At 60.3% G+C, this 22,187-nt stretch carries 24 protein-coding genes; 8 read left to right on the plus strand and 16 right to left on the minus strand.

What is annotated here, in order from left to right:
* Positions 1 to 22: 22 nt before the first annotated feature.
* On the minus strand, positions 23 to 1,669 hold the full coding sequence (locus ACR3E7_RS11390) for an electron transfer flavoprotein-ubiquinone oxidoreductase (RefSeq protein WP_480504469.1): 1,647 nt from the start codon (positions 1,667 to 1,669) through the stop codon (positions 23 to 25).
* Positions 1,670 to 1,805: 136 nt separating this feature from the next.
* The gene (soxR, locus tag ACR3E7_RS11395; RefSeq protein ID WP_480504468.1) at positions 1,806 to 2,261 is read right to left on the minus strand and encodes a redox-sensitive transcriptional activator SoxR; all 456 of its coding nucleotides are present in this window, start codon (positions 2,259 to 2,261) and stop codon (positions 1,806 to 1,808) included.
* Between the two features lie 86 nt (positions 2,262 to 2,347).
* Between soxR and ACR3E7_RS11400 the strand changes: the two genes are divergently transcribed.
* The 3 genes from ACR3E7_RS11400 to ACR3E7_RS11410 all read left to right on the plus strand — a co-directional run bounded on the left by ACR3E7_RS11400 (position 2,348) and on the right by ACR3E7_RS11410 (position 4,346).
* Entirely contained in the window at positions 2,348 to 2,728 is a 381-nt protein-coding gene (locus ACR3E7_RS11400) for a VOC family protein (RefSeq protein ID WP_170772609.1), read from the plus strand.
* 139 nt (positions 2,729 to 2,867) lie between these two features.
* Entirely contained in the window at positions 2,868 to 3,338 is a 471-nt protein-coding gene (greA, locus tag ACR3E7_RS11405) for a transcription elongation factor GreA (protein ID WP_170772611.1), read from the plus strand.
* Positions 3,339 to 3,353: 15 nt separating this feature from the next.
* On the plus strand, positions 3,354 to 4,346 hold the full coding sequence (locus ACR3E7_RS11410) for a hypothetical protein (protein WP_170772613.1): 993 nt from the start codon (positions 3,354 to 3,356) through the stop codon (positions 4,344 to 4,346).
* On the opposite strand, the gene ACR3E7_RS11415 is transcribed toward ACR3E7_RS11410, so the two are convergent.
* From ACR3E7_RS11415 to ACR3E7_RS11435, 5 genes are read right to left on the minus strand one after another with little or no spacing between them, the layout of a single operon-like run.
* The gene (locus ACR3E7_RS11415; RefSeq protein ID WP_480504467.1) at positions 4,343 to 5,608 is read right to left on the minus strand and encodes a molybdopterin-binding protein; all 1,266 of its coding nucleotides are present in this window, start codon (positions 5,606 to 5,608) and stop codon (positions 4,343 to 4,345) included. The genes ACR3E7_RS11410 and ACR3E7_RS11415 overlap by 4 nt on opposite strands.
* A complete protein-coding gene (gene mobB / locus ACR3E7_RS11420) occupies positions 5,605 to 6,096 on the minus strand; it encodes a molybdopterin-guanine dinucleotide biosynthesis protein B (RefSeq protein WP_170772617.1) in 492 nt (163 codons plus the stop codon). Before mobB ends, ACR3E7_RS11415 begins: the two co-directional genes overlap by 4 nt.
* Complete coding sequence (gene mobA, locus ACR3E7_RS11425) at positions 6,093 to 6,737, minus strand: molybdenum cofactor guanylyltransferase MobA (protein ID WP_170772619.1); 645 nt, start codon at positions 6,735 to 6,737, stop codon at positions 6,093 to 6,095. Before mobA ends, mobB begins: the two co-directional genes overlap by 4 nt.
* The gene (locus ACR3E7_RS11430) at positions 6,734 to 7,285 is read right to left on the minus strand and encodes a YcxB family protein (RefSeq protein WP_480504466.1); all 552 of its coding nucleotides are present in this window, start codon (positions 7,283 to 7,285) and stop codon (positions 6,734 to 6,736) included. Before ACR3E7_RS11430 ends, mobA begins: the two co-directional genes overlap by 4 nt.
* A gap of 3 nt (positions 7,286 to 7,288) precedes the next feature.
* The gene (locus tag ACR3E7_RS11435) at positions 7,289 to 8,227 is read right to left on the minus strand and encodes a formate dehydrogenase accessory sulfurtransferase FdhD (protein WP_480504465.1); all 939 of its coding nucleotides are present in this window, start codon (positions 8,225 to 8,227) and stop codon (positions 7,289 to 7,291) included.
* On the opposite strand from ACR3E7_RS11435, the gene ACR3E7_RS11440 reads away from it, so the two are divergent.
* Together ACR3E7_RS11440 and ACR3E7_RS11445 are read left to right on the plus strand one after the other, a co-directional pair.
* Positions 8,226 to 8,936, plus strand: coding sequence for an AzlC family ABC transporter permease (locus tag ACR3E7_RS11440; RefSeq protein WP_480504464.1), 711 nt, complete (start codon positions 8,226 to 8,228; stop codon positions 8,934 to 8,936). The two genes, ACR3E7_RS11435 and ACR3E7_RS11440, sit on opposite strands and share 2 nt — an antisense overlap.
* Positions 8,933 to 9,265, plus strand: coding sequence for an AzlD domain-containing protein (locus ACR3E7_RS11445; RefSeq protein WP_170772626.1), 333 nt, complete (start codon positions 8,933 to 8,935; stop codon positions 9,263 to 9,265). The genes ACR3E7_RS11440 and ACR3E7_RS11445 overlap by 4 nt, the downstream gene beginning before the upstream one ends.
* Here ACR3E7_RS11445 and ACR3E7_RS11450 read toward each other — a convergent pair.
* From ACR3E7_RS11450 to ACR3E7_RS11480, 7 genes are all read right to left on the minus strand, one after another.
* Positions 9,254 to 9,886 (minus strand): hypothetical protein, encoded by a 633-nt coding sequence (locus ACR3E7_RS11450; RefSeq protein ID WP_170772628.1) that lies wholly within the window; start codon positions 9,884 to 9,886, stop codon positions 9,254 to 9,256. The genes ACR3E7_RS11445 and ACR3E7_RS11450 overlap by 12 nt on opposite strands.
* Positions 9,887 to 9,907: 21 nt before the next feature.
* On the minus strand, positions 9,908 to 10,042 hold the full coding sequence (locus ACR3E7_RS11455; protein WP_170772630.1) for an aa3-type cytochrome c oxidase subunit IV: 135 nt from the start codon (positions 10,040 to 10,042) through the stop codon (positions 9,908 to 9,910).
* Positions 10,043 to 10,108: 66 nt separating this feature from the next.
* Complete coding sequence (locus ACR3E7_RS11460) at positions 10,109 to 10,669, minus strand: hypothetical protein (RefSeq protein ID WP_480504463.1); 561 nt, start codon at positions 10,667 to 10,669, stop codon at positions 10,109 to 10,111.
* Positions 10,656 to 12,494, minus strand: a complete 1,839-nt coding sequence (locus tag ACR3E7_RS11465) for a glycerophosphodiester phosphodiesterase family protein (protein ID WP_480504462.1) — start codon at positions 12,492 to 12,494, stop codon at positions 10,656 to 10,658. The genes ACR3E7_RS11460 and ACR3E7_RS11465 overlap by 14 nt, the downstream gene beginning before the upstream one ends.
* A gap of 65 nt (positions 12,495 to 12,559) precedes the next feature.
* Complete coding sequence (locus tag ACR3E7_RS11470; protein WP_170789676.1) at positions 12,560 to 13,009, minus strand: DUF6173 family protein; 450 nt, start codon at positions 13,007 to 13,009, stop codon at positions 12,560 to 12,562.
* A gap of 4 nt (positions 13,010 to 13,013) precedes the next feature.
* Positions 13,014 to 14,060, minus strand: coding sequence for an MBL fold metallo-hydrolase (locus ACR3E7_RS11475; protein ID WP_480504461.1), 1,047 nt, complete (start codon positions 14,058 to 14,060; stop codon positions 13,014 to 13,016).
* Positions 14,060 to 15,763 (minus strand): acyl-CoA dehydrogenase family protein, encoded by a 1,704-nt coding sequence (locus tag ACR3E7_RS11480; RefSeq protein ID WP_480504460.1) that lies wholly within the window; start codon positions 15,761 to 15,763, stop codon positions 14,060 to 14,062. Before ACR3E7_RS11480 ends, ACR3E7_RS11475 begins: the two co-directional genes overlap by 1 nt.
* A gap of 136 nt (positions 15,764 to 15,899) precedes the next feature.
* Here ACR3E7_RS11480 and ACR3E7_RS11485 point away from each other — a divergent pair, with 136 nt between their 5' ends.
* Entirely contained in the window at positions 15,900 to 16,850 is a 951-nt protein-coding gene (locus tag ACR3E7_RS11485; RefSeq protein WP_170789673.1) for an L-threonylcarbamoyladenylate synthase, read from the plus strand.
* On the opposite strand, the gene ACR3E7_RS11490 is transcribed toward ACR3E7_RS11485, so the two are convergent.
* Positions 16,851 to 17,405 (minus strand): YqgE/AlgH family protein, encoded by a 555-nt coding sequence (locus ACR3E7_RS11490; RefSeq protein ID WP_170772643.1) that lies wholly within the window; start codon positions 17,403 to 17,405, stop codon positions 16,851 to 16,853.
* 157 nt (positions 17,406 to 17,562) lie between these two features.
* On the opposite strand from ACR3E7_RS11490, the gene ACR3E7_RS11495 reads away from it, so the two are divergent.
* Together ACR3E7_RS11495 and ACR3E7_RS11500 are read left to right on the plus strand one after the other, a co-directional pair.
* Positions 17,563 to 18,363, plus strand: coding sequence for a protein-disulfide reductase DsbD domain-containing protein (locus ACR3E7_RS11495; RefSeq protein WP_480504459.1), 801 nt, complete (start codon positions 17,563 to 17,565; stop codon positions 18,361 to 18,363).
* 6 nt (positions 18,364 to 18,369) lie between these two features.
* Positions 18,370 to 18,789: an NUDIX hydrolase gene (locus tag ACR3E7_RS11500; RefSeq protein WP_170789671.1), complete on the plus strand. Its 420-nt coding sequence runs from the start codon at positions 18,370 to 18,372 to the stop codon at positions 18,787 to 18,789.
* On the opposite strand, the gene ACR3E7_RS11505 is transcribed toward ACR3E7_RS11500, so the two are convergent.
* The gene (locus ACR3E7_RS11505) at positions 18,786 to 22,184 is read right to left on the minus strand and encodes an efflux RND transporter permease subunit (protein WP_480504458.1); all 3,399 of its coding nucleotides are present in this window, start codon (positions 22,182 to 22,184) and stop codon (positions 18,786 to 18,788) included. The two genes, ACR3E7_RS11500 and ACR3E7_RS11505, sit on opposite strands and share 4 nt — an antisense overlap.
* Between the last annotated feature and the right edge of the window lie 3 nt (positions 22,185 to 22,187).

The following is a 22,187-nucleotide window of genomic DNA, read 5'->3' on the forward strand; positions in this document are numbered from 1 at the left end:
GCCGCCATTGCCTGTTTTTTGCTTACATGTTGGGATAATTCGGCCCGTCACCGCCCTGCGGCGTGGTCCAGGTGATGTTCTGGCTGGGATCCTTGATATCGCAGGTCTTGCAGTGAACACAGTTCTGGAAGTTGATGACGAATCGCGGGCCGTTCTCGTCTTCGACCATTTCGTAGACACCCGCCGGGCAGTAGCGCTGTGCCGGTTCATCGAACTTGGGCAGGTTGACGCTGACTGGGATCGCCGGGTCTGCCAGCTTCAGGTGGCAGGGTTGGCTTTCTTCGTGGTTGGTGGCCGCGAAGGAGACGTTAGTCAGACGGTCGAAAGACAGCACACCATCGGGTTTGGGATAGTCGATGGGATTGTGTTTGCTGGCGTCCTCAGTCGCCTCGGCGTCGTTCTTGCCATGGCCCACGGTACCGAACAGCGAAAAGCCCAGCGTATTGGTCCACATGTCCAGACCACCCAGCATCAGCGATGCGGTCAGGCCCCATTTCGACCAGATCGGTTTGACGTTGCGCACCTTCTTCAGGTCTGCACCGATAGCGCCGTCGCGTACGTCGGTCTCATAAGCGGTCAGTTCGTCACCCGAGCGGTCGGCTTTGATGGCGTCAAAGGCGGCCTCGGCTGCGGCCTTGCCCGACAGCATCGCGTTGTGGTTGCCCTTGATGCGCGGCACGTTGACCATGCCCGCCGAACAGCCCAGCAGCGCCACGCCCGGTGCCACCAGCTTAGGCATCGACTGATAGCCGCCCTCGGTGATCGCACGGGCACCGTAGGCCACGCGCTTGCCGCCTTTCAGCAGTTCGGCCACCATCGGGTGATGCTTGAAGCGCTGGAACTCCATGTAGGGATACAGGTGCGGGTTTTTGTAGTTCAAGTGCACCACGAAACCGACATAGACCTGATTGTTTTCCAGGTGATAAATGAACGATCCGCCACCCGCATTGCTGCCCAAGGGCCAGCCCATGGTGTGGGTCACGGTGCCTTCCTTGTGCTTGGCCGGGTCGATCTCCCAGATCTCTTTCATGCCGACGCCGTATTTCTGCGGCTCTTTCCCAGCTTGCAGGTCGTATTTGGCGATCACTTCCTTGGACAGCGAGCCACGGACGCCTTCCGACAGGAAGACGTATTTGCCGTGCAGTTCCATCCCCGGTTCGGTGTTGGGGCCATAGGAACCATCCGCTTCCAGACCGAAGACACCGGCGACCACGCCTTTGACTTCGCCATTCTCACCATAGACCAGCTCCGAGCAGGCCATGCCAGGGAAGATTTCCACGCCTAGCTCTTCGGCCTGTTCGGCCATCCAGCGACAGACATTGCCCATCGAGACGATGTAGTTACCGTGGTTGTTCATCAGCGGCGGCATGGGGAAGTTTGGGATACGTATCTGACCGGCTTCACCCAGCATATAGAAATTGTCTTCATGCACCGGCACGTTCAGCGGCGCGCCCTTTTCTTTCCAGTCCGGGATCAAGGCATCCAGGCCGCACGGGTCCAGCACCGCGCCCGACAGGATGTGCGCGCCCACTTCCGAGCCTTTCTCAAGCACCACGACGTTCAGATCGGCATCCAGTTGTTTCAGACGGATGGCCGCCGACAGGCCCGCAGGACCTGCGCCCACGATCACCACATCATATTCCATCGCTTCGCGTTCAATATCGGCCATCGTGGGCTCCTTAGCTAACTTTCCGAATTGGCGCTGTTTCAGCTTGGCTGGCGCAATTTTGTTTCACGGCTGATTACATGCTGAGAAAGACATAGGTCAATCGAAACACGGCGTAACAATGCCGCTATTCGACACTTCAGCCCTCAGGAGTGTCCCCCATGAGGTATCTGGGGCCGCTTCCTTTGGATTTTGCCCGGTCATCGGGATTGTAGAGCGCGCATTTGGGCAAGCTCAGACAGCCACAGCCGATGCAGCCATCCAGATTGTCCCGCAGCCGGGTCAACGTGTCGATTCGCTGATCCAGGTGCGCGCGCAGCCCGACGCTGATCTCTTTCCAATCCTGCGGCGTGGGAGTGCGGTTTCCGGGCAGGCCCGACAGCACCTGACGAATTTCCGGCAGGGACAGACCGAATTGCTGGGCGATCATAACAAAACTTAACCGCCGGATATCGGCACGCTGATAGCGCCTTTGCCCGCCCGCATTGCGCCACGGTGTGATCAGCCCCTGCGCCTCATAGTAGCGAATGGTCGACACCGCTAATCCTGTGCGCCGGGCCAAAGCTCCAATTGCCAGTCCTTCGGATACCGCCATTTCAACCTCTATAAATCTCTTGACCTAAAGTTAGGTTTAGAAATTACGGTGAGTCGGGACAAGCCTCAATTCGCAAAGGAGATCCCATGATGGCGACGCTTGAACACACCAACTTTACCGTCCGCGACCCACAGGCTTCGGCCAAGTGGATGCACGACGTCTTTGGCTGGAAAACCAGGTGGGAGGGTCCGGCCATTGCCGGAGGATACACCGTCCATGTTGGCAGCGCGCACACCTATCTGGCGCTTTATGCGCCCAGCGATCCGAAACCGTCGTCCGAAAGCAGCTATGACATCGTGGGCGGGCTGAACCATGTGGGTGTTCTGGTCGAAGATATCGACGAAACCGAGGCCAAAGTCGTCAAGGCCGGATTCACGCCAAAATCCCACGCGGATTACGAACCGGGCAAACGATTCTATTTCGACGATGACAATGGCATCGAATTCGAGGTGATCAGCTACGCCTAGGCTGTAATCCGCATCGGGGCGATTTAGCCCCCTTGCATTTTCCACGCCATTTAGGTCAGGTAATTGACGACCCATTCATTCGCCCCGGCGCCTATTTCGTGCGGCGGGGCTAATCACTTTACGCGTGGACGACAAGAATATGGAAAAAATTCCAATGACGCCTGCGGGCAATGCCGCGCTCGCAGCCGAGCTCAAAAACCTCAAATCCGTCGAGCGCCCTGCGATCATCGAGGCGATCGCCTCGGCCCGAGAGTTGGGCGATCTGAAAGAAAACGCCGAATACCACTCGGCCCGCGAAAAACAGGGCTTTATCGAAGGCCGGATCAAAGAGCTTGAAGGCATCCTGTCGCTGGCCGACGTGATCGACCCGGCAAAGCTGTCCGGTGCTGTGAAATTCGGCGCCAAGGTCACGTTGGTTGATGAAGATACCGACGAAGAAAAGACCTGGCAGATCGTGGGCGAGTATGAGGCCAATATCGAAGCGGGTCTGCTGAACATCAAATCCCCTATCGCCCGCGCGCTGATCGGCAAGGATGAAGGCGACAGCGTCGAAGTGCGCACCCCCGGCGGCGTGCGCTCGTATGAGATCTTGACTATCGAATACGCCTGACCCCGGAGCGCACGCATGTCCGACCCCACGACAGAGCAGGAAGCCGAGCAGCCAACTTCGCTGGGTATCTATGACAAGCCCGCCTTGCCTGCCCTGACCGAGATCGAGATCGCGGCCATCGCGCTCAGCGTGATCTGGCTGATCGTTTCGGTCGTGTTTCTGGTGCTGCCCGACAAGGTCGAAGGTGGCGGCTTTGTGGTGACATTGCTGGCGGTGTTCATGCCCGTTGCGATGATCTGGGTTGCAGCGACTGCGATGCGGGCCAGCCGTATCATGCGCGAGGAAAGCACGCGGCTGCAAACCTCGATCGATGCGTTGCGCAATACGTTCATCGCCCAGCAACAGCGCAGCTCCAGCGGGTATGAGCCTGCGGTCACGCAAAAGCTGGACCAGATCGCTGAGACCGCGAAGAAGACCGAAACCGCGCTGGCCACATTCTCGACCCAACGTACTGAGCCGGTGCGAGGGAAATCGCCCAACGCAAACGGGGATCAGACCACGCTGGAACTGGGTACGCAGGCCGAAGATATCGCGCCCCCGCTCAGCAATGATGTGTTTATTCGCGCACTGAATTTCCCGGAAACCCAGGAAGATACCGAAGGGTTCAACGCCCTGCGGCTGGCGCTGAAGGATCGCAAGGCGGCGCAACTGGTACAGGCGTCTCAGGATGTTCTGACCTTGCTTAGTCAGGAAGGCATCTACATGGATGACCTGCGCCCCGACATGGCGCGCCCCGAGATTTGGCGGCAATTTGCGCAAGGCGCGCGGGGCCGATCCGTGGCGGCCTTGGGTGGCATCCGGGACCGCTCCTCTCTGGCGCTGACTTCGGCCCGGATGAAGCAAGACCCGATTTTCCGGGACGCTGCACATCACTTTCTGCGCCGGTTCGACCATATGATTATCGAGTTTGAACCCGAAGCCAGCGATGCTGATCTGACGGCCTTGGGCGATACGCGCACCGCGCGGGCGTTCATGCTGTTGGGACGGGTTGCCGGGACCTTCGATTAAAGACCGAAACTACCATAGGGGATGAACCGGACGAGGTCGCCCGGTCGGATATGGCGCGCGCCATCCTCAATCTCGACCAGACCCTCTGCCCAACTCAGCCCGCTGATCCGGCCTGATCCTTCGGATGCAAAGACCTCGGCCCGTCCATCGCGCACACGGGCGCGCAGGTATTCGCGGCGGCCCGGTTTCTTGCGTTTCTCGAAGGCGGCGGGCACGTCGAATCCTTGCGGCTCCAGCCAACCCTCGCCTGCCAACAGACCCAAGGCAGGACGTGCAAAGATCAACGTGCAAACCAACGCGGCCACTGGGTTTCCCGGTAGGCCGAACACAGGCGTTCCGTCCCACATCCCAAGCGCCAGAGGCCGACCCGGTTTCAGTGCAATCCGCCATTCCTGTATCGCCCCTGCCTGCCGCAACAGGGCCGAGACATGGTCCTCATCCCCTGCAGACGCGCCGCCACTGGTCAAGATCACATCCGCTCGTTCAGCGGCTTGGTTCAGACAAGTCCGCAACGCCTCGCGGTCGTCGGGCACCCGGCCCATATCGACCGCCTCAAACCCCATGCGTTCCAACAAGGACAACAGCATCGGACGGTTGGCATCGTAAATCTGGCCCGGACCGGCGGATTCACCGGGTTCGACCAGTTCATCCCCCGTAGACAGAACCGCCACGCGCAGCACTTTGCGCACCGGAACCTCGGCCAGACCGGTGGCCGACAACAGCGCCAGATCGGCCGGGGTCAGGCGACGTCCGGCGGGCAGAACCGCGTCGCCCTCAGCCACATCCTCGCCTGCCTTGCGGGTATTTGCGCCGCGTTTCAGGGGTCCGTGAAATGCAATGTGCCGGTCCTGAACGGTCACGTCCTCTTCCAAAATGACGGTATCAACGCCCGCAGGCAGCGCTGCCCCGGTCAGCACACGCAGCGCATGGCCTGCGGGCACCAAGCCGTCAAACGGTATCCCAGCCGCCGCGCGCCCCGGATGCAGCGGCATCACTTGCGGCCCGTCAGGCGCGGCCCCGGCAAAGCCATAGCCATCCACCGCCGTATTGGGCTGCGGCGGATTCGAACGTTGGGCGATAACCTCCTGCGCCAGAATACGCCCTGTGGCCTGCGCCAAGGGCAGGGTTTCCACGCCCGCAACCACGGTCAGCCGGTCGCGCAGCAAGGACAGCGCGTCCTCGACCGGGGTCCAGTTCACCCCGGCAGGCAAGGCAAAACAATCGTTGCGCAAGGGCGGAGGTGTGATGTCGGGTTTGGTCATAGCCCCACCTCTTGCAGGATGAAATCGGCAATCGCCGCCGTGTCGTTCAAGTCAAAAACCGGTTGGTCGACCTTTAGCGGCGTGTCGCTGGCCACGGCGCGGATCGTCGGGTTTCCAGGGGCCATCAGAGCGTTCCCGGCCTCGGCCCGGAAGGCCTCAATCTTGGGGTGATCCTCGCGTTTGAACCCTTCGATCAGCACCAGATCGATCGGAGACAGCCGGGCCAGCAGATCCGCCATCGAAGGCTCGGGCGCACCGCGCAGTTCTTGCATGATCGCGAGACGCTGACCCGAGGCCAGCAGCACCTCGGACGCGCCCGCCGTTCGGTGGCGATAGCTGTCGGTGCCGGGCTGATCCACATCGACGCTGTGGTGCGCATGCTTAAGGGTCGAGACAGAAAACCCCCGCCCGGTGATCTCGGCAACCAAACGCTCCATCAACCCGGTTTTGCCAGCGTTTTTCCAGCCGGTGACGCCGTAAACCCTCATGCCTGCTCCAACAGTTGTTCGGCCCGCGCAAGATCGTCGGGCGTGTTGACGTTGAAGAACGGATCGAACGGGTCGGCGGGGAACAGCGCCTCGCGCCCGTCATGCTGGTCGGTCCAGATCACCACTTTGCGCAAACCGTCCTGCAACGCCGCCCGCAGATCTTCGCGCAGCGCAACGGGCCAGAGGCCAAAGGTCGGGTGCCGGTTGACACGTTTGCCACCGCCGGATTTCAGCGCCTCGTCCCCCGCGCGCGGCGTGGTGGCCAGCACAAGCGGACGGGTCTGCCCTTCGGCGGCGTCTACCAGTCTGGCCACCAGATCGCGCGGAAAAAATGGCGTGTCGGCAGCGGCGGTGACGATGCAATCGGCCCCTTCTTCGGCGGCCCAGTCCAGCCCAGCCAGAACACCGGCCAGAGGGCCCGCGAACCCTTCGACCGTGTCCGCGATCACCGGCAGGTTCAGGTCGGAAAACCGCGCGGGATCGCCATTGGCGTTCAGCGCCAGACTGTCCACCTGCGGGGACAAGCGGTCGATCACATGACCAAGCAGGCTTTGTCCGCCGATTTGCAACAGGCCCTTGTCACCGCCGCCCATCCGGGTGGCCAGACCGCCTGCGAGGATGATGCCGAGGGGGCGGGTCAAGCTGCCCTCACCGCAAAACGCCAGTTTTCAACCGTTTCAAGGAAGTTCTGAGCGTCCCCTGTGCTCAGAAGTTTCTTGGGCAGCACATAGACGAAAGCACCAGCGTAAAAGAAGAACCCAGCCTTATCTTCGATAACTTTCTCAACAGCACGCCAAGAAACATTCCAAGTTACATAGGGCGACCGCATATCCAAACCGTCTGGTGTGAATGTAAAGTCAGTTCCGCCGTTGTAAATCGGCGATGCCATCATCTGCCCGACTTTCAGCCTTCTGGAAAAACGTTCCGCAAAAAAAAGCACGCCAGCTCCAATTATCCCGCCGGATACAGGTGCAAAAAGACCTTGTGTCAGAGGGAGAGCGCTAAGCGCACGAAACGCTATGAAAGCGACAACAATCCCGCCAACAACAGCCAAAATTCCTCTTATTGAATCCAATGCCACGTAGCCCCAGTGAGCGCCTTTTCCGGTGTTACTTTGCCTGCACTTACCCATGGCTCTAACGAGGATCTTGTCGTCAATTTGTTCTGACCAGTGATATTTGTAAGTCAATGTCTACTCCGCACTCTTCCGCCTGTTTTTCTTATCCTCAACCGCCACGCTGGCCGGGTCGATGTCGCGCAGCAGGCGGTCCTCGCCGGAAAGGCACACGAACCGCTGGCCGCGCATTCGACCGATCAGGGTCAGGCCGACCTCGCGTGCGATCTCGACGCCCCACGCCGTAAACCCGGATCGAGACGCCAGCACCGGGATGCCCATCATCGCCGTTTTGATCACCATCTCGGAGGTCAGACGGCCCGTCGTATAGAGGATCTTGTCCTCGGCCACCGCGCCCTCGGACAGCATCCAGCCCGCGATTTTGTCGACCGCGTTGTGACGACCCACGTCTTCCATATAGACCAGAGGGCAACTTTCGTGGCACAGCACCGTGCCGTGTATCGCCCCGGCTTCAAGGTACAATGACGGCGTGCGGTTGATCTTGGCGGCCAAATCATACAGCCACGAGGTCCGAACCTGAACCTGTGGCAGGCGCACACCCTCGAGCCCCTCCATCATGTCGCCAAAGACCGTGCCCACTGCGCAGCCACTGGTGCGGGTCTTTTTCTTGAGCTTGTCCTCATAGGATGTCTCACGCGCGGTCCGCACGACCACGGTTTCCAGATCGTCGTCATAGTCAACGCGGGTGATGTCATCATCGGCCAGCAGCATCCCCTGATTGCGCAGGAAGCCCAGTGCCAGATATTCGGGATAATCACCAATTGTCATCGCCGTCACGATTTCCTGCGAGTTGAGGAAAATGGTCAGCGGGCGTTCCTCGACCACCGAGATGTGGCTGACCTCACCATTCTGGTCCACGCCCTCGACCGCGCGGGTCAGGCGTGCAGCGCCCGGATCAGGGGCAATGAGATAGTCTGACAGGTTCTGTTCGGTGGCCAATTGCAACCCTTTCCCAAGACCGCTACTGCTGCGGATAACACCATAGGATTTAGCCATGGCAGACACCACATCCAAGTCATACTTCTGGAAGGGTTTTCGCGACGGGACGCCGTTCATCTTAGTTGCGATCCCCTTTGGTACCCTGTTCGGCGTCTTTTCGACCGAAGCCGGGCTGAACGTCGTACAAACGCTGGCTTTTTCCGCCACCGTCTTTGCCGGGGCCGCCCAGTTCACCGCCTTGCAGCTTTTGCAGGACAATACACCCACTGCGATCGTGCTGGCCTCGGCTTTGGCGGTGAACTTGCGGGTTGCGATGTATTCCGCTTCGCTGACGCCGTATCTGGGGGCGGCACCGCTGTGGCAGCGGGCCTGTGCGGCTTATCTGACGGTGGACCAGACCTATGCCTGCTCGATCATGCGGTTCGAAAAAGAGCCGGACATGACCATCCCGCAACGCATGGTCTATTTCTTTGGCACCGCAACGCCGCTGACCCCGTTGTGGTTGTTGGCGACCTATCTGGGGGCGGTTTTGGGCACGCAAATTCCCGAAAGCTGGGCGCTGGACTTTGCGCTACCGATCACCTTTCTGGCCATGATCGGCCCGATGATGCGCACGCTAGCGCATGTAATCGCCGCTCTGGTTGCCATCGTGGTCGCGCTGTTGACCGTGGCTGTGCCCTTTAATCTGGGTCTGTTGATTGCTGGCACGGCGGGCATGATCGCAGGTGCGCAGGCCGAGCTGTTTCTGGAGCGTAGGAAATCATGACCCACATCGACACGACCACCATCTGGATCATCATCCTCGGGTTGGCCGTGGGCAGCTTTGCCCTGCGCTTTACTTTTATCGGCATCGTTGGCGACCGCCCGATGCCCGCATGGCTGCTGCGGCACCTGCGTTACACGGCGGTGGCTATAGTACCGGCCCTGATCGCGCCCTTGGTGGTCTGGCCCACCGCGACCGAAGGGCAGCCAGATGTCCCAAGAATGACCGCCGCTGCGGTCACGCTGGCCGTCGGGATTGTCACCAAGAACGTGATCGCAGCCATCTTCAGCGGGGCCGCAACGCTTTACGGACTGCTCTACCTATTGGGCTGAGCTAGCCTCCAACTGGTTCAAACGCGCATTGTTGAAGGCGAGACCGGTTTGCAGATCGGCGTCGTCGTTTTCCCGGTACTCGGCGGTTTGAACACCCGGTAGCTGGGCAAATTGGTCCGACAGCTTGACGGGATAAAAGGTGGTTTCGATCTGCTCGAACCCCGGCACCTGCTGCAGCAACTGAGCCGTCGAATTGGCGCAAAACGCACCTGCAACCGGCCCTGACTGCTTGGCAAGCTGCAGGGCAATCTCGGCCTGCTGGGGGGTCACTTCGACGGTTTGGATGCGCGCATAGTGCGTTTCACGCGCATGGCTGCTGCGATAAGCGCGTTCCACGTTGGGGGTGATGCCGTACAGGACGTCGTCCTTGATCGGCACCACATCCGCCCGGAATGATCCCGCAGGGTCAAAGATCACCCTTTCACTGCCACTGATCATCAGCGACGTGTGGGCACCCGAACCCGTCCGGGTGCTGATCATCGTATAAAGGGTCAGGGTCGACGGCCCGGGATCACGATAAGATCGCGACACGATCTCGGCCTGCTCGGCTTGCGGGCGTTGCGATCCGGTGCAGCCGGCCACTGTCACTGCCAGCAGGCAGGCCATTAAAATCCTGATCACAACCGACCCCGATTCTTGAATTTAAGAGGCGAAAACCGCCAAGAAGAGGCACAGGAAGGCAATCGCAACCACGCACCAGGTGGTGGCCTTGATAAAGCCGTCAAAGGTTTTTTCCTGAACTTTGATGTCCATTTCGCCGTGCTTGTGTTCAGCCATCTGAAAGATTCCCAATTCGCGTATTTGAAATGTTGGATAATCGAAAATCCAAGGGCTGTCACCACGTCATTCGCGCGCAGGTGCAAGAGACGGAAACACCGAACATCCCGGATACCCAAACCCCCAACGCCAGGGCAGCCCCGAGCATGGCGCACCCCCAAACCGGACCGCTGCATACATCGCCTCGGCCGTGACCGAATGGGCGGTGCGAATCTGGTCGGGAGTCATATCGTAGAGAACAGCATATTCTTGGGCGTAATCGGCGCCGTGCTGCTTGACGCAGGCGCGCAGCGTGTCATCGGCAGACAGGCGCGCGGTATAGCTGTCCTCAGCAAAAAGCCCGGCCCCTGCATTGTGATATGCGCGGTCATGGGTCACGCAGCAATATTCCCACGGCGGATGCGCCCGATAGAGCGCGCGGAACTTGGGAAAGGTTTCGGCCACGAAGCGCCAGCTTGATGACAAACCGCCAGAACAGCCGTCGGTTTCAAATGGCGCAAGAGGAGCACCGGTCGCGACTGAAATCAACGCGCGGTGGGCGGGCATTTCAAGATTGCGCAGGATGTCCTGAGCTGCGGCAGGTCCCGCCATCAATACCACGAGGATGGCTGACTTAAGGGCTTTCATCGCGCATCGTCTCGGTATCGACGGACATTCCGAAGGTGGTGGCGAACCACAACAGCAGGCGTTCAGCCGGACCCATCTCGGCACGAACGCGCAGGACCTCATTTGCCATGGCGGGGCGATCGGTGATTAACCCGTCCACACCCATTGAGGCCATGGCAGACATTTGCAGTGGATCGTTTACTGTCCAGACATAGATATCCTTGCCTGCCGCCTGAACGCTACGAACCAATCCCGGCGTTGCCATCGCTGCGTTAACGGCGACAAATTCACCCTCCAACCCGGACAGATCGCCGACGGCAGTCGCCGCCAGAACACCAGCGCGCCAATCTGGGCGCAGCTTTTTCATCTTTTGCACGGCGGGGTATTTAAGCGACATGGTGGCGATGTCGTCCTGCATGTCGAACTCTTCCACCAGCGCGGCGACGCGGTTTTCCAGATCAACGTCGTGGCCGTAATATTTCAACTCAACAATAACCTTGGATCTGCCTTTGGCTGCCTCCAGAACCTGTCGCAGGGTCGGGGTGCGTTCATCGGCGTATTCAGGATCGAACCAACTGCCGATGTCGATCTCGGCCACGTCTTCCATCGTGGCATCCCAGACCTTGGTGGGCACACCGGCCAGTTTCATGAAATCACTGTCATGGGCCACGATTACAACGCCATCCGCCGATTCCTGCACGTCGATCTCAACCCAATCCGCGCCATCCTCGATCGCTTTTTCAACAGCAGCCATGGTGTTTTCGGGCCGCAACGCCGCCGCGCCCCGGTGTCCAATAACCTCGGCCCGGTCTGGGGCCTGAATGTTCTCAAGCAGGCCTTGCCCCAACCATAGCCCGATCAGCACCGCTACAGCGGCCGCACCGACGGCGCCCAAAAGCGGCACACGCAGGTTGCCCGGCTCTGGGTGCGGCGGTTCCGAGGTCTTGATCTCGAAAAACCCATCCAGCAACACGGCCAGAGCGCCCAGTGCAGTTGCCGCCAGGATCAGCCCGGCCAGCGACCACAGACCCGCAACGATCAGGCTATAGATCAGTGCCAGCCGCAGATGCGCCGCTCCTTGCAACGGAACCAGATCGAACAGAAGCCCTGCAACGGTTGCGATCAAACCGGCAATGACAAGGCGCAGGACAAGCCAAATCGCCAGCTCAATTTTCAACCGCCCGCGTTTACCCTCCATCCGGTTGGCGCTGATGTTAAAGGCGCTAGCCGGAGCAACCCCTTCGAACAGGACCAGATGCAGACCCAGCGCCCAGGCCGACAGCCGGCGGATCAACACCCATGCCATCGCCAACATAACTGCCCCGATCAGCCCTACCGCAATCCAGAAGGACGGAGGCTGAAAGGTCAGGTAGTAGTTGATGTCATATTCCGTCAGCGTCCACCACGCGATCAGGGCCGAGACGGCCGCGAAAGGCAGAATCAACAGCAAAACCCGCAAAATAAACCGCGCGGCAAAACTAAAGAGCGCAGGCAAGCGCGACAGGATCAAACGGATCGCGGAACTGCCCGCCCGCCACGCGTCGCTTTCCCCCATCCGCAGTGATCCGGCCATGACGGAAAACACCAACACTTCAGCCAGCAGAAGGATGCTGAGAACTGCGATCGCGACCACGAAGCCGACCGGAGACAGGATGAAAGCCGCGATATCCTGATCGGTCAGGGCGGTCTGATCGGACAGCGAGACCGCCAAGTTCACCGCAATCGCCACGCCGGGCGCAATCAGGGCCACCAGCAGCAGCCGTACGGCGATGTATACCGGCACAAAAACGTGCCATCGCGCCCATGCCCCCCTGTAGGCATTTGTAACGTCAACGAAAGTCGTCATGCCGCGCCCCTCCTGAATGGTGCACTCATTCAAGGCTGCGCAAACGTGAATTGCAAGTCAGGTAATCAGCTATCTTCCAGATCAGCCGCCAGCCTGAACCCGATCCGGTTGGCCGGTTTATCCTCGACCGATTTGGGTAGGGCGCGCAGCATCACGTTCAACTGACTGACGTGTTGCACCAGTTGCGTCCGCGCGCCCGTCGCATCCGATCCATAAAACGTGATCATATCCGGGTCGAAATAGCCCATCCCTTCGATCCGCATCACGCCAGCGTCGCCACCGGTAAAGCCCATGGCAACTTCGTGGTCGGCATCCAGCGTCTTTTCGAAATTCTGGATATAGAGGATCAACCGCTCGTAAGCCCATTGCGCGGGGCTTTTGGTCTCGACCGGTTTCTGCAGCGTGTTGGGCAACTCCTGTGCCCCGGATTGAGCGTCAGGATTGGCATGGAACTCGTAGCATCGGGGAAGGGCTGCGGATTCTGCCGCCTCGGCCGAGGTATCGATCTTGTCCATGGTTTTACCCTTTGCGCTGAAACTCCCACGCCCCGTCTGCGCGCCGCGTCCGGGTCACCGCTCCAATGTGATAGAGATGGTTCAGATGTGCAACTGACTCGACCAGCGCCAGCCCATATTCGCCGTTGCCGATCTCTCGTTTGAACAGGGGCGGAAAGCACTCGGCGGCGGTTTTCGGCGTGTTCAGAAAATCGGTCAGACGTTCCAGCGCGCTGTGATGATTGTTGATCAATTGCTTCATCCGCAGCGGCAGCCCGGTAAAGGGCAGTTTGTGCCCGCCCAGCGCCAGATGATCGGGCTGCGCGAGGCCCTGCAAACGCTCGCACGCGTCCAGCCATTCGGCCACCGGGTCTGCCAGCGGCTCGGTGACGTAGACCCCCAGATTGGGGCTGATCGAGCTGAGGATCTGATCCCCGGTGATCACCAGATTGTCGTTGCGGCTCCAGAAGGTGGCATGTTCGGGCGCGTGGCCATTGCCTATATGCACGTCCCAGTCGCGCCCACCCATGCGGATCACGCTGCCCTGCTTGATCCGGGTAAAGCCCAGTGGCATCGGATAGACCGTGTCGCAGAAGTTAAAGGGCCGTTCGGTCATTCGTTTGGCCAGGAAATCCGAATCCATGCCGGCGCTGCGGTAATAATCCAGCGTCTCGTTCGGCCAAGTTTCCTGGACGTCCAGTTGCAGCATTCGGGAAAACAGCCAGGCGGTGCGGGTCGTGACCAGTTCGGCCCCGTGTTCGGACTGAAACCACCCGGCGTTGCCCACGTGATCAGGATGGTGATGTGTGACAACCACCCTTTTGACGGGTTTGCCAGCCAGCGGACCGACCATCAGGTCGGTCCAGATGCGCCGGGTCTTCTTCGAGGACAGCCCCGTGTCAATCACCGTCCACCCATCGCCGTCATCCAGCGCATAGACATTGACGTGATCCAGCGCCATAGGCAGAGGCAGACGCATCCACAACACGCCTTCGGCAATCTCGATCGCTTCACCTGGTGCCGGAGGCTCGGGCCAAGGATAGCGGATCGTCAGCGCGGTATCTCCATCCATCAGGCCACCAGTTCATCTACGTCCATTGCGTAGATGTCGTCAGCGCCATTCTGCGCCTGCGCCAACAAACCGGCACATTCAGGCAGCAGCGCGTTGATATAATAACGCGCCAGCTTGAACCGAGGTCCATCGGCCGCAGCCAGCGCCGCCTTGAGGTGAAAATGTCCGCCCAACACGCGCGCAAACGCATGAAGATAGGGTACCGCACCGGCAAAACGGGTGTTCATATCGCTCTGCGAAACCAGCCATTCGGTGGTTTCACGCAAGCTTTCGGTCGCTTCCCAAACCGGGCCCGCAAGTTCGGGCATGGTAGCGCGGGCCTTTTCGGCGTGATCTTCGATCTCGTCCAGCAGGCGACCCGCCGCCTCGCCGCCATCCATCATCTTGCGCGCGACAAGGTCCATCGCCTGAATGCCGTTCGTGCCTTCGTAAATCGCGGTCACGCGCACATCGCGGTAGAACTGCGCCGCGCCGGTTTCCTCGATAAAACCCATGCCGCCATGCACCTGAACCCCTGTTTCCGAAACCCGCATTCCGGTTTCAGTGCCAAAGACCTTGCTGATTGGCGTCAGCAGCGCTGCGCGCGCCACCCAATCAGCATCCCCGGTGGCTGTGGCCATGTCGATGGCCGCAGCGTTGGCCAGCATGATTGCACGCGCCGCAAAAACATCGGCACGCATACCCATCAGCATCCGGCGCACATCCGCATGGTCGATGATGGTGCCCGAGGGGGTCTTGCCCTGCTTACGTTCCTGCGCATAGGCCAGTGCGTGCTGATAGGCCCCTTCGGCCGCACCCACGCCCTGCCCGCCGACGCCCAGACGAGCGTTGTTCATCATGGTGAACATCGCGGCCATACCGCCATGTTCCTTGCCCACCAGCCAACCGGTGGCCCCGTCATACTGCATTACACAGGTCGGCGAGCCGTGCAGACCCATTTTATGCTCCAAAGAAACCACTTTCAGGTCATTAGCCACGCTGGGGTTCCCATTCTCATCCGGCAGGTACTTGGGCACCAGGAACAGCGAAATCCCTTTGGTTCCGGGCACACCGTCGGGCAGACGCGCCAGCACCAGATGGCAAATGTTTTCGGCAAAATCGTTATCGCCCCACGAGATATAAATCTTTTGGCCCGAAACCGCATAGGTGCCATCACCGTTGGGCTCGGCTTTGGAGGTCAGAGCACCCACATCTGAACCGGCCTGCGGTTCGGTCAGGTTCATTGTGCCCGACCATTCACCTGCGATCATCTTGGGCAGATACAGTTCTTTCAAGCTGTCGCTGGCGTGATGTTCCAACGCCTCGATTTGGCCCTGGGTCATCAAAGGGGCAAGTTGCAGCGACAGACAGGCGGCCGACATCATCTCGTTAACAGCCGTGGTCAGGGTCATCGGCAGGCCCATACCACCATATTCCGGGTCAGCGCTCATCCCGATCCAGCCGCCTTCGGCAATTGCTTTCCAACCGTCGCCATAGCCCGGCGAGGTGCGCAGAACGCCGTTTTCCAAGCGCGCGGGCTCCAGATCGCCGGGGCGTTGTAGCGGGGCCATAACCTCTTCGCACATCTTGCCCGCTTCGGTCAGAATTGCGCTCACCACATCTTCGCTGGCTTCCGAAAACCGGTCCGTCGCCGCGATCTGATCGAACGCGACGCCGTGGCGGAACAGGAACTCATAGTCGGAAACGGGAGCGCGATAGGGCATGGCTTCACCTCGGGGCTTTCAATGGGTCTCAAACGGCAGGGTTGGAAAACCCGGCACCCGCCGTTATTCATCTGGATTTAGACGATTAGGTACCTGTCCCCATGATACAAGCAATCGAAACGCGGCGTCACCCCTCATGATCCCCAACGGAACCCTCGAACTGTCCGCCGACCCGACCGGAATTGCGCAGGCGGCGGACCTGCTGCGGCAGGGTCTGCTGGTCGCCTTCCCGACCGAGACTGTCTATGGGTTGGGTGGCGATGCTCGCAACGGTGAGGCAGTCGCAAACATCTACGCGGCCAAGGGACGGCCCAGTTTCAATCCTCTGATCGCGCATGTCGCCTCGGTTGAGGCGGCACAGCGCTTCGTGCAGTGGTCGGATCAGGCCGAAGCACTTGCGCATGCCTTCTGGCCCGGCCCGCTTACGCTGGTGCTGCCCCTGCGCGCAGATCATGGCGTGTCGTCGCTGGTCACGGCCGGGTTGGATACGTTGGCGGTGCGGGTTCCGGCCCATCCTACAGCGCGCGCCATTTTGACGGCGTTTGACGGCCCCGTGGCCGCCCCATCTGCCAACCCTTCGGGCCAGATCAGCCCAACCACCGCCGACCACGTACGCGCCGGTCTCGACGGGCGCATCGCGGCCATTTTGAATGATGGTCCCTGTGGCGTAGGCCTGGAGTCCACAATTGTCGGGCTTGCAGGTGAGCCAACCCTGCTGCGCCCTGGCGGCGTGGCCCTGGACCAGATAGAACATGTCTTGGGCACTGAGCTTCACCACCATCAACCCGGTGGCATCTTGACGGCGCCGGGTCAGCTGCAATCGCATTACGCGCCGGATTCCCCGGTTCGCCTTGAGGCTGATCAGGCGCAGGGGGATGAGGTTTTGCTGGGTTTCGGCGCGTTGGATTGCGATCTGAATCTGTCGCCCACTGGCAATCTGACCGAGGCCGCCGCCAACCTGTTTGCCGCCCTGCACAAGCTGAACGATACCGGACGCCCGATTGCGGTGTCGCCGATCCCCTCTGTCGGGCTGGGTGTAGCCATCAATGACCGCCTGCGCCGCGCCGCCGCGCCGCGAGATAGCTGATCAGGCGCGCCCAGCGCTGGCCGACAGCGTCAGCGGATCAACACCAAGGGTCGCCAGCGCGGCCTCCCATTTGTCATCATCGGGCACGTCGAACACCAGTTTCGAGGTCGCATCCGTGGTCAGCCAGCCATTCATAGCGATCTCATCCTCAAGCTGACCCGGACCCCAGCCGGAATAACCCAACGCCAGGGTCGAATTCAGCGGCCCACGCCCCGAGGCCAGATCTTCGAGCACATCCAGCGTCGCCGTCATACTGAAATCATCCGAGATCTTCATCGAATGCAGATTGGCGTCATAATCCGCACTGTGCAGGACAAAGCCACGCGACATCTCCACCGGACCCCCGAAATGCACCAGACGTTCGCCGACAATCGGAATACGGCAGGGGATATTGAGCTGGCTCAGCAGGGTCTTGATCCGCAGGTCTGCCGGTTTGTTGATAATCAGGCCCATCGCCCCGTCATCGCCATGGCTGCACATAAACACCACCGAATGATCGAAACGCGGATCGCCCATGCCAGGCATCGCAATCAACAGTTTTCCGGTTAGGTCCATAAAACGACATCTCTTGCTGAGTCACCTTCAACAATGGCCCCTGCGGACGGGCATTGGCAAGGGATCACAGCAGTTTTCCGCAGATTTCATTCAGGTGACCGGAACGTGACTTGGAATCTGCGCTGCAACCGCGCATTTATATATTATGAACGCGCATATGACATTTTCAGCGGTCGCTTTGACCCTCATCCTCGGTGCGGCCGGTGCGGCCACGGCCGAGGTCAATGGCCCTGTGGCTGAACTGGACATTCTGGATGGTGGACGCACCGTCAAGGGCACCTATCTGGGCGCCGTGCGGGTGACGTTGCAGGACGGATGGAAAACCTATTGGCGCGCGCCAGGTGATGCGGGTATCCCGCCTCAGTTCGACTGGACCAGTTCGGACAATGTCGGGGATGTGTCGATCACGTGGCCCGCACCGGATATCTTTGACCAGAACGGCCTTCAATCTATCGGCTACGAGGACCAACTTGTCCTGCCGGTCGAGATCACGCCTACCAACCCGGCAAAGCCCGTGCATCTGAAAGGCACAATGGACTTGGGCATATGCAAGGATGTCTGCATTCCCGAACGGCTGGGCTTTGACCATACGCTGAACGCTGATGCCGGGCGCAACCCCACTATCGCCGCAGCGCTGGCTCAGCGCCCTTATTCAGCGAAAGAGGCACAGGTGTCCGGTGCGCGTTGCAGCCTGACCCCCACTTCGGACGGGATCAAGATCGAAGCACGCGTGACCATGCCCTCGGCCGGAGGGCAGGAGATCGCGGTTATCGAGCCCGGCGACCCAACGCTCTGGGCTTCGCAGCCCTACACTTCGCGTCAGGGCGATACGCTGGTTGCGACCTCTGAAGTCGTCAGCGCCTATGGGGCTGCTTTTGCTCTGAACCGGTCTGCAATTCGGATCACCGTTCTGGGCGAAAACCATGCCGTCGACATTCAGGGGTGCAGCGCAGGCTGACCCCGCATGACCCAAACCCCCAAAATCGGTGCGCTGGCCGTTGTCGTGCATGCCGGGCAGGTTCTGCTGGTCCAGCGTGGCAAACAGCCTGATGCCGGGCTGTGGGGGTTTCCCGGGGGTCATGTCGAATGGGGCGAAACCGTTCTGGAGGCCGCCCGGCGGGAATTGCTGGAGGAAACCTCGGTCAACGCGCGCCCGTTGCACTATCTGGACAATCTGGACCTGCTGCGCCGGGATGCCCAAGGTGCGGTTCTAAACCATTATCTGCTGGTCGGTGTGGCCTGTGAATATATCTCGGGTCAGCCTGCCGCAGGTGATGATGCGCGGGATGCGCGGTGGTTTCCGCTGGATCAGATCCAACGCGGCGACCTGCCGATGAGCGACCGCGTCCCCGACCTTCTGGCAACCGCCCTGCGCCGAGGCTAGGCCATGCGCCCCTTGAGCCGCGCATAGAGCAGGCCGGACAGCGCAATACTTATCACTAAAATCATAGCAGCCCCTGCGACAAAGGCCCCAAGCCCCATATTCAACGCCGCGATTCCATCTTCGGCCCCGTAAAGACCAGTCAACATCGATATCGGTGCCCCAGTGGCCACGGGCCAGACCATGGTCAGCCCGAACCAGACCAGCAACACAAACCCCGTTGCCGTCAGCATCGCCTGTACGACCCGATCCGGGGCACGCAGGGCGCGGCGCATGGCGGTCATCGGGCGCGACAGGTCGTTCAGAATCGCCAGCAGCGCCGGAACCAACAGCAGCACCAACAGCATCCCGAATGCCAGCCCATAGACCAGCGTGATGACAGTCGGCTTCAGGAACTGCGCCTGTTGCGAGCCCTCATACAGCAAGGGTGTCAAACCCAGAACCGTGGTCAGCGTCGTCAGCATGACCGGTCGCAACCGGTCGGCGGTGCCTTCGATGATCGAGGGCACAAGCCCCCTGTCCTGCTGATAGGCATCAATGGTCGTAACCAGAACAATCGAGTCGTTGATGATGATCCCGGTCATTCCCAACAGACCGACAACCGTAAACATGCTAAGCGGGACATCCCAGATGTAATGCCCCCAAATGGTGCCAACCAGACCGAACGGAATGATCGCCATGACCACCAGTGGGCGCGTCCAACTGGCAAAGACCCAGGCCAGAACCAGATAGATGCCGGTCAGGCACAGGATCAGACCGGTGCGCGCCTCGGTCAGGAATTCATCTTCTTGTTCGCTGAGGCCAGCCATGGTCCATTCCACTTGCCGTTCAGCGGCTATATTGGGCAGGATCTCTTCTTGCATGGCACGCGCGATCTCGGCGGCTTGGGCAGGATCGTCTTCCGAGATATCCCCGTTGACCGAAATCACCCGCAGCCCATTCTCGCGCCGCACGGTGGAAAAGCCAGACTTGCGCTGGACCGAAACGATATCGGCCAGCGGCACATAGACCCCATCCGGCGTACGCATCAGCGTGCGCTCCAGAAAATCGGCGGTTAGCTCCCCTTCAGGCAGTTCAACCCTGATCTCAGCGCTGCGAGGGCCATCGGGGAAGGTCGCGGCCTCGATCCCGTTTAGCCGGTCACGCAGAACACGGCCAAGCGTTTCGATGCGGAAACCCAACGCTTGCCCCTGTGCCGTCAGATCGAGGATGTATTCTTCTTTGTCATAGGCCAGATTGTCTTCCAGCGCGGACACTTCGGGGTATTTCGACAGTTCAAGTTGCAGGTCCTCGGACGCCGCCTTGAGCGTGTTCACATCCGCTCCGGAAAACTGCACGTCGATTGCATCGCCGCCCGGTCCTGACCGCCATCCCCTAAAGCTGAGCAATTCGACCTTCGGATGGCGCGGGACGTAGTCCTGAAGTTCTCCGATGAACTCAAAGCCGGAATAGGGGCGCAGGTCGGCATCGATCAGTTCGATCGAAATCCCGCCCAACAGATCTGAATCCTTGCCGTCCGCCGCAGCCAGTCCGAACCCGGCGGTGCCGCCGACCTCGGCCAAAACGTATTCGATGGGGTTGCGGCCGTGGCGCTCTTCGTAGATCTGCCCCATCTCTTCGACCGCGATCTGCAACTGCCGCATCATCGCCAGCGTGTCCGTGCGGGTCGCACCCTCGACCATGATGAAATTACCGGTGACCGAGCCACGTTCGGGCGCGTTAAAGAACCGCCAGTTCACGTCGCCCTTGATGAACAGAGCCACCTGGCTGGCCAACACCATCACCATGGCAGCCACCACCACATACCGTCCGGCGACGGCCCAGGCGATCACCTTGCGGAAGACATGATCCCGCACCCAGCGGAACCCGCGATTGACCACGCGGTTGGGCAGATCGTACCAATGCTCCTTGGCCGAATGCGCGATAGCATGGGCCATGTGGTTCGGCAGGATTAAGAAGCATTCGATCAACGAGGCGATCAGCACCGCAATCACCGTGAAGGGGATATCGCGGATCAACTCGCCAAACCGACCTCCAATCGCGGTCAGGCCGAAAAAGGCAATCACCGTCGTCAACGTCGCGGCAAAGACCGGCATGGCCATCCGGCGTGCGGCGCGTTCGGCGGCGACCATGGGCGGCTCGCCTAGTCGTCGGGCACGGAAATCGGCGTGTTCGCCCACCACGATGGCGTCATCCACGACAATACCGAGCGTGATGATCAGACCAAACAGCGAGACCATGTTGATCGACAACCCGCCGATATACATGAAGGCAATCGCCGCAGACATCGCCACCGGAATCCCCGCCGCCACCCAAAAGGCGATCCGCGCGTTGAGGAATAGAAACAGCAGGCACACGACCAGTCCCAACCCGACCAGCCCGTTGTCGATCAAAATATCCAGACGGTCGGTGATGGCCTGCGCACGGGTTCGGATCAGCTCGACCGTGACACCTTCGGGCAGACTGGCCTGCATTTCGGCGACCACGTCTTCGACCGTGTGCTGAATTTCAATCGCATCCCCCAGGTTCGAGCGGTCAACCCGCACCGACATGGCCGGGTTTTCGCCGACGAAATAGCTACGATCGCGGTTCACGCCCTCGACCCGGATCTGCGCCACATCGCCGATCAACAGCTTCGAGCCATCGTCGAAATTACGCAGAGGGATGCCCTCAATCTGCTCGGGGCTCCGTTTTTCGGTACCTGTGCGGATGCGCGCATTGGCCCCGGTCACATCACCTGCGGGGTTTGCTGTGACCTCGGCAGCGACAGCTTGTGCAATCTCGGACAGGGTGATGTCATTGGCGATCAGTTGCGCGGTGGGCACCTCGACCACGATACGCGGCGCAGCAAGGCCCCGGATCGTGGTCCGCGTGACGCCCACGGCAAACAGGCGGTTGATCAATTCATCGGTGAACTTTGCCAACTGATCCGGCGCGACCGGCCCTGTCACAACCAGATCGGTCACCCGATCGCGCCAAGCCCCGCGCCGAATAGTCGGCTCGTCCGCATCTTCGGGCAGGTTGGTCACGCCATCAACGGCAGTTCTGACTTCTTCGACCGCGCGCGACATATCCCAGTTAGGCTCGAACTCCAGCCGAATGCGGGCATTGCCCTCGCGCGACGTCGCATCTGTGCTGGCCACGCCCTCAACCGCCAACAGTGCCGGCTCCAGCACCTGAACAATCCCGTTATCCACGTCTTCGGGGCCCGCGCCTTCCCACGCGACATTCACGTCGACCCGTTCCAGGATCACATCGGGAAAGAACTGCGCCCGCATGTTTGGGGCAGCCGCGACGCCCAGAACCACCATGACCAGCAACAACAGGTTGGCGACGGTCCTATGGCGGGTGAAATAGCTGAGAATGCCGCTGGCCGCACCGGGGATTTCGCGCATCATCGC

This window comes from Ruegeria sp. BK1, assembly GCF_056535645.1.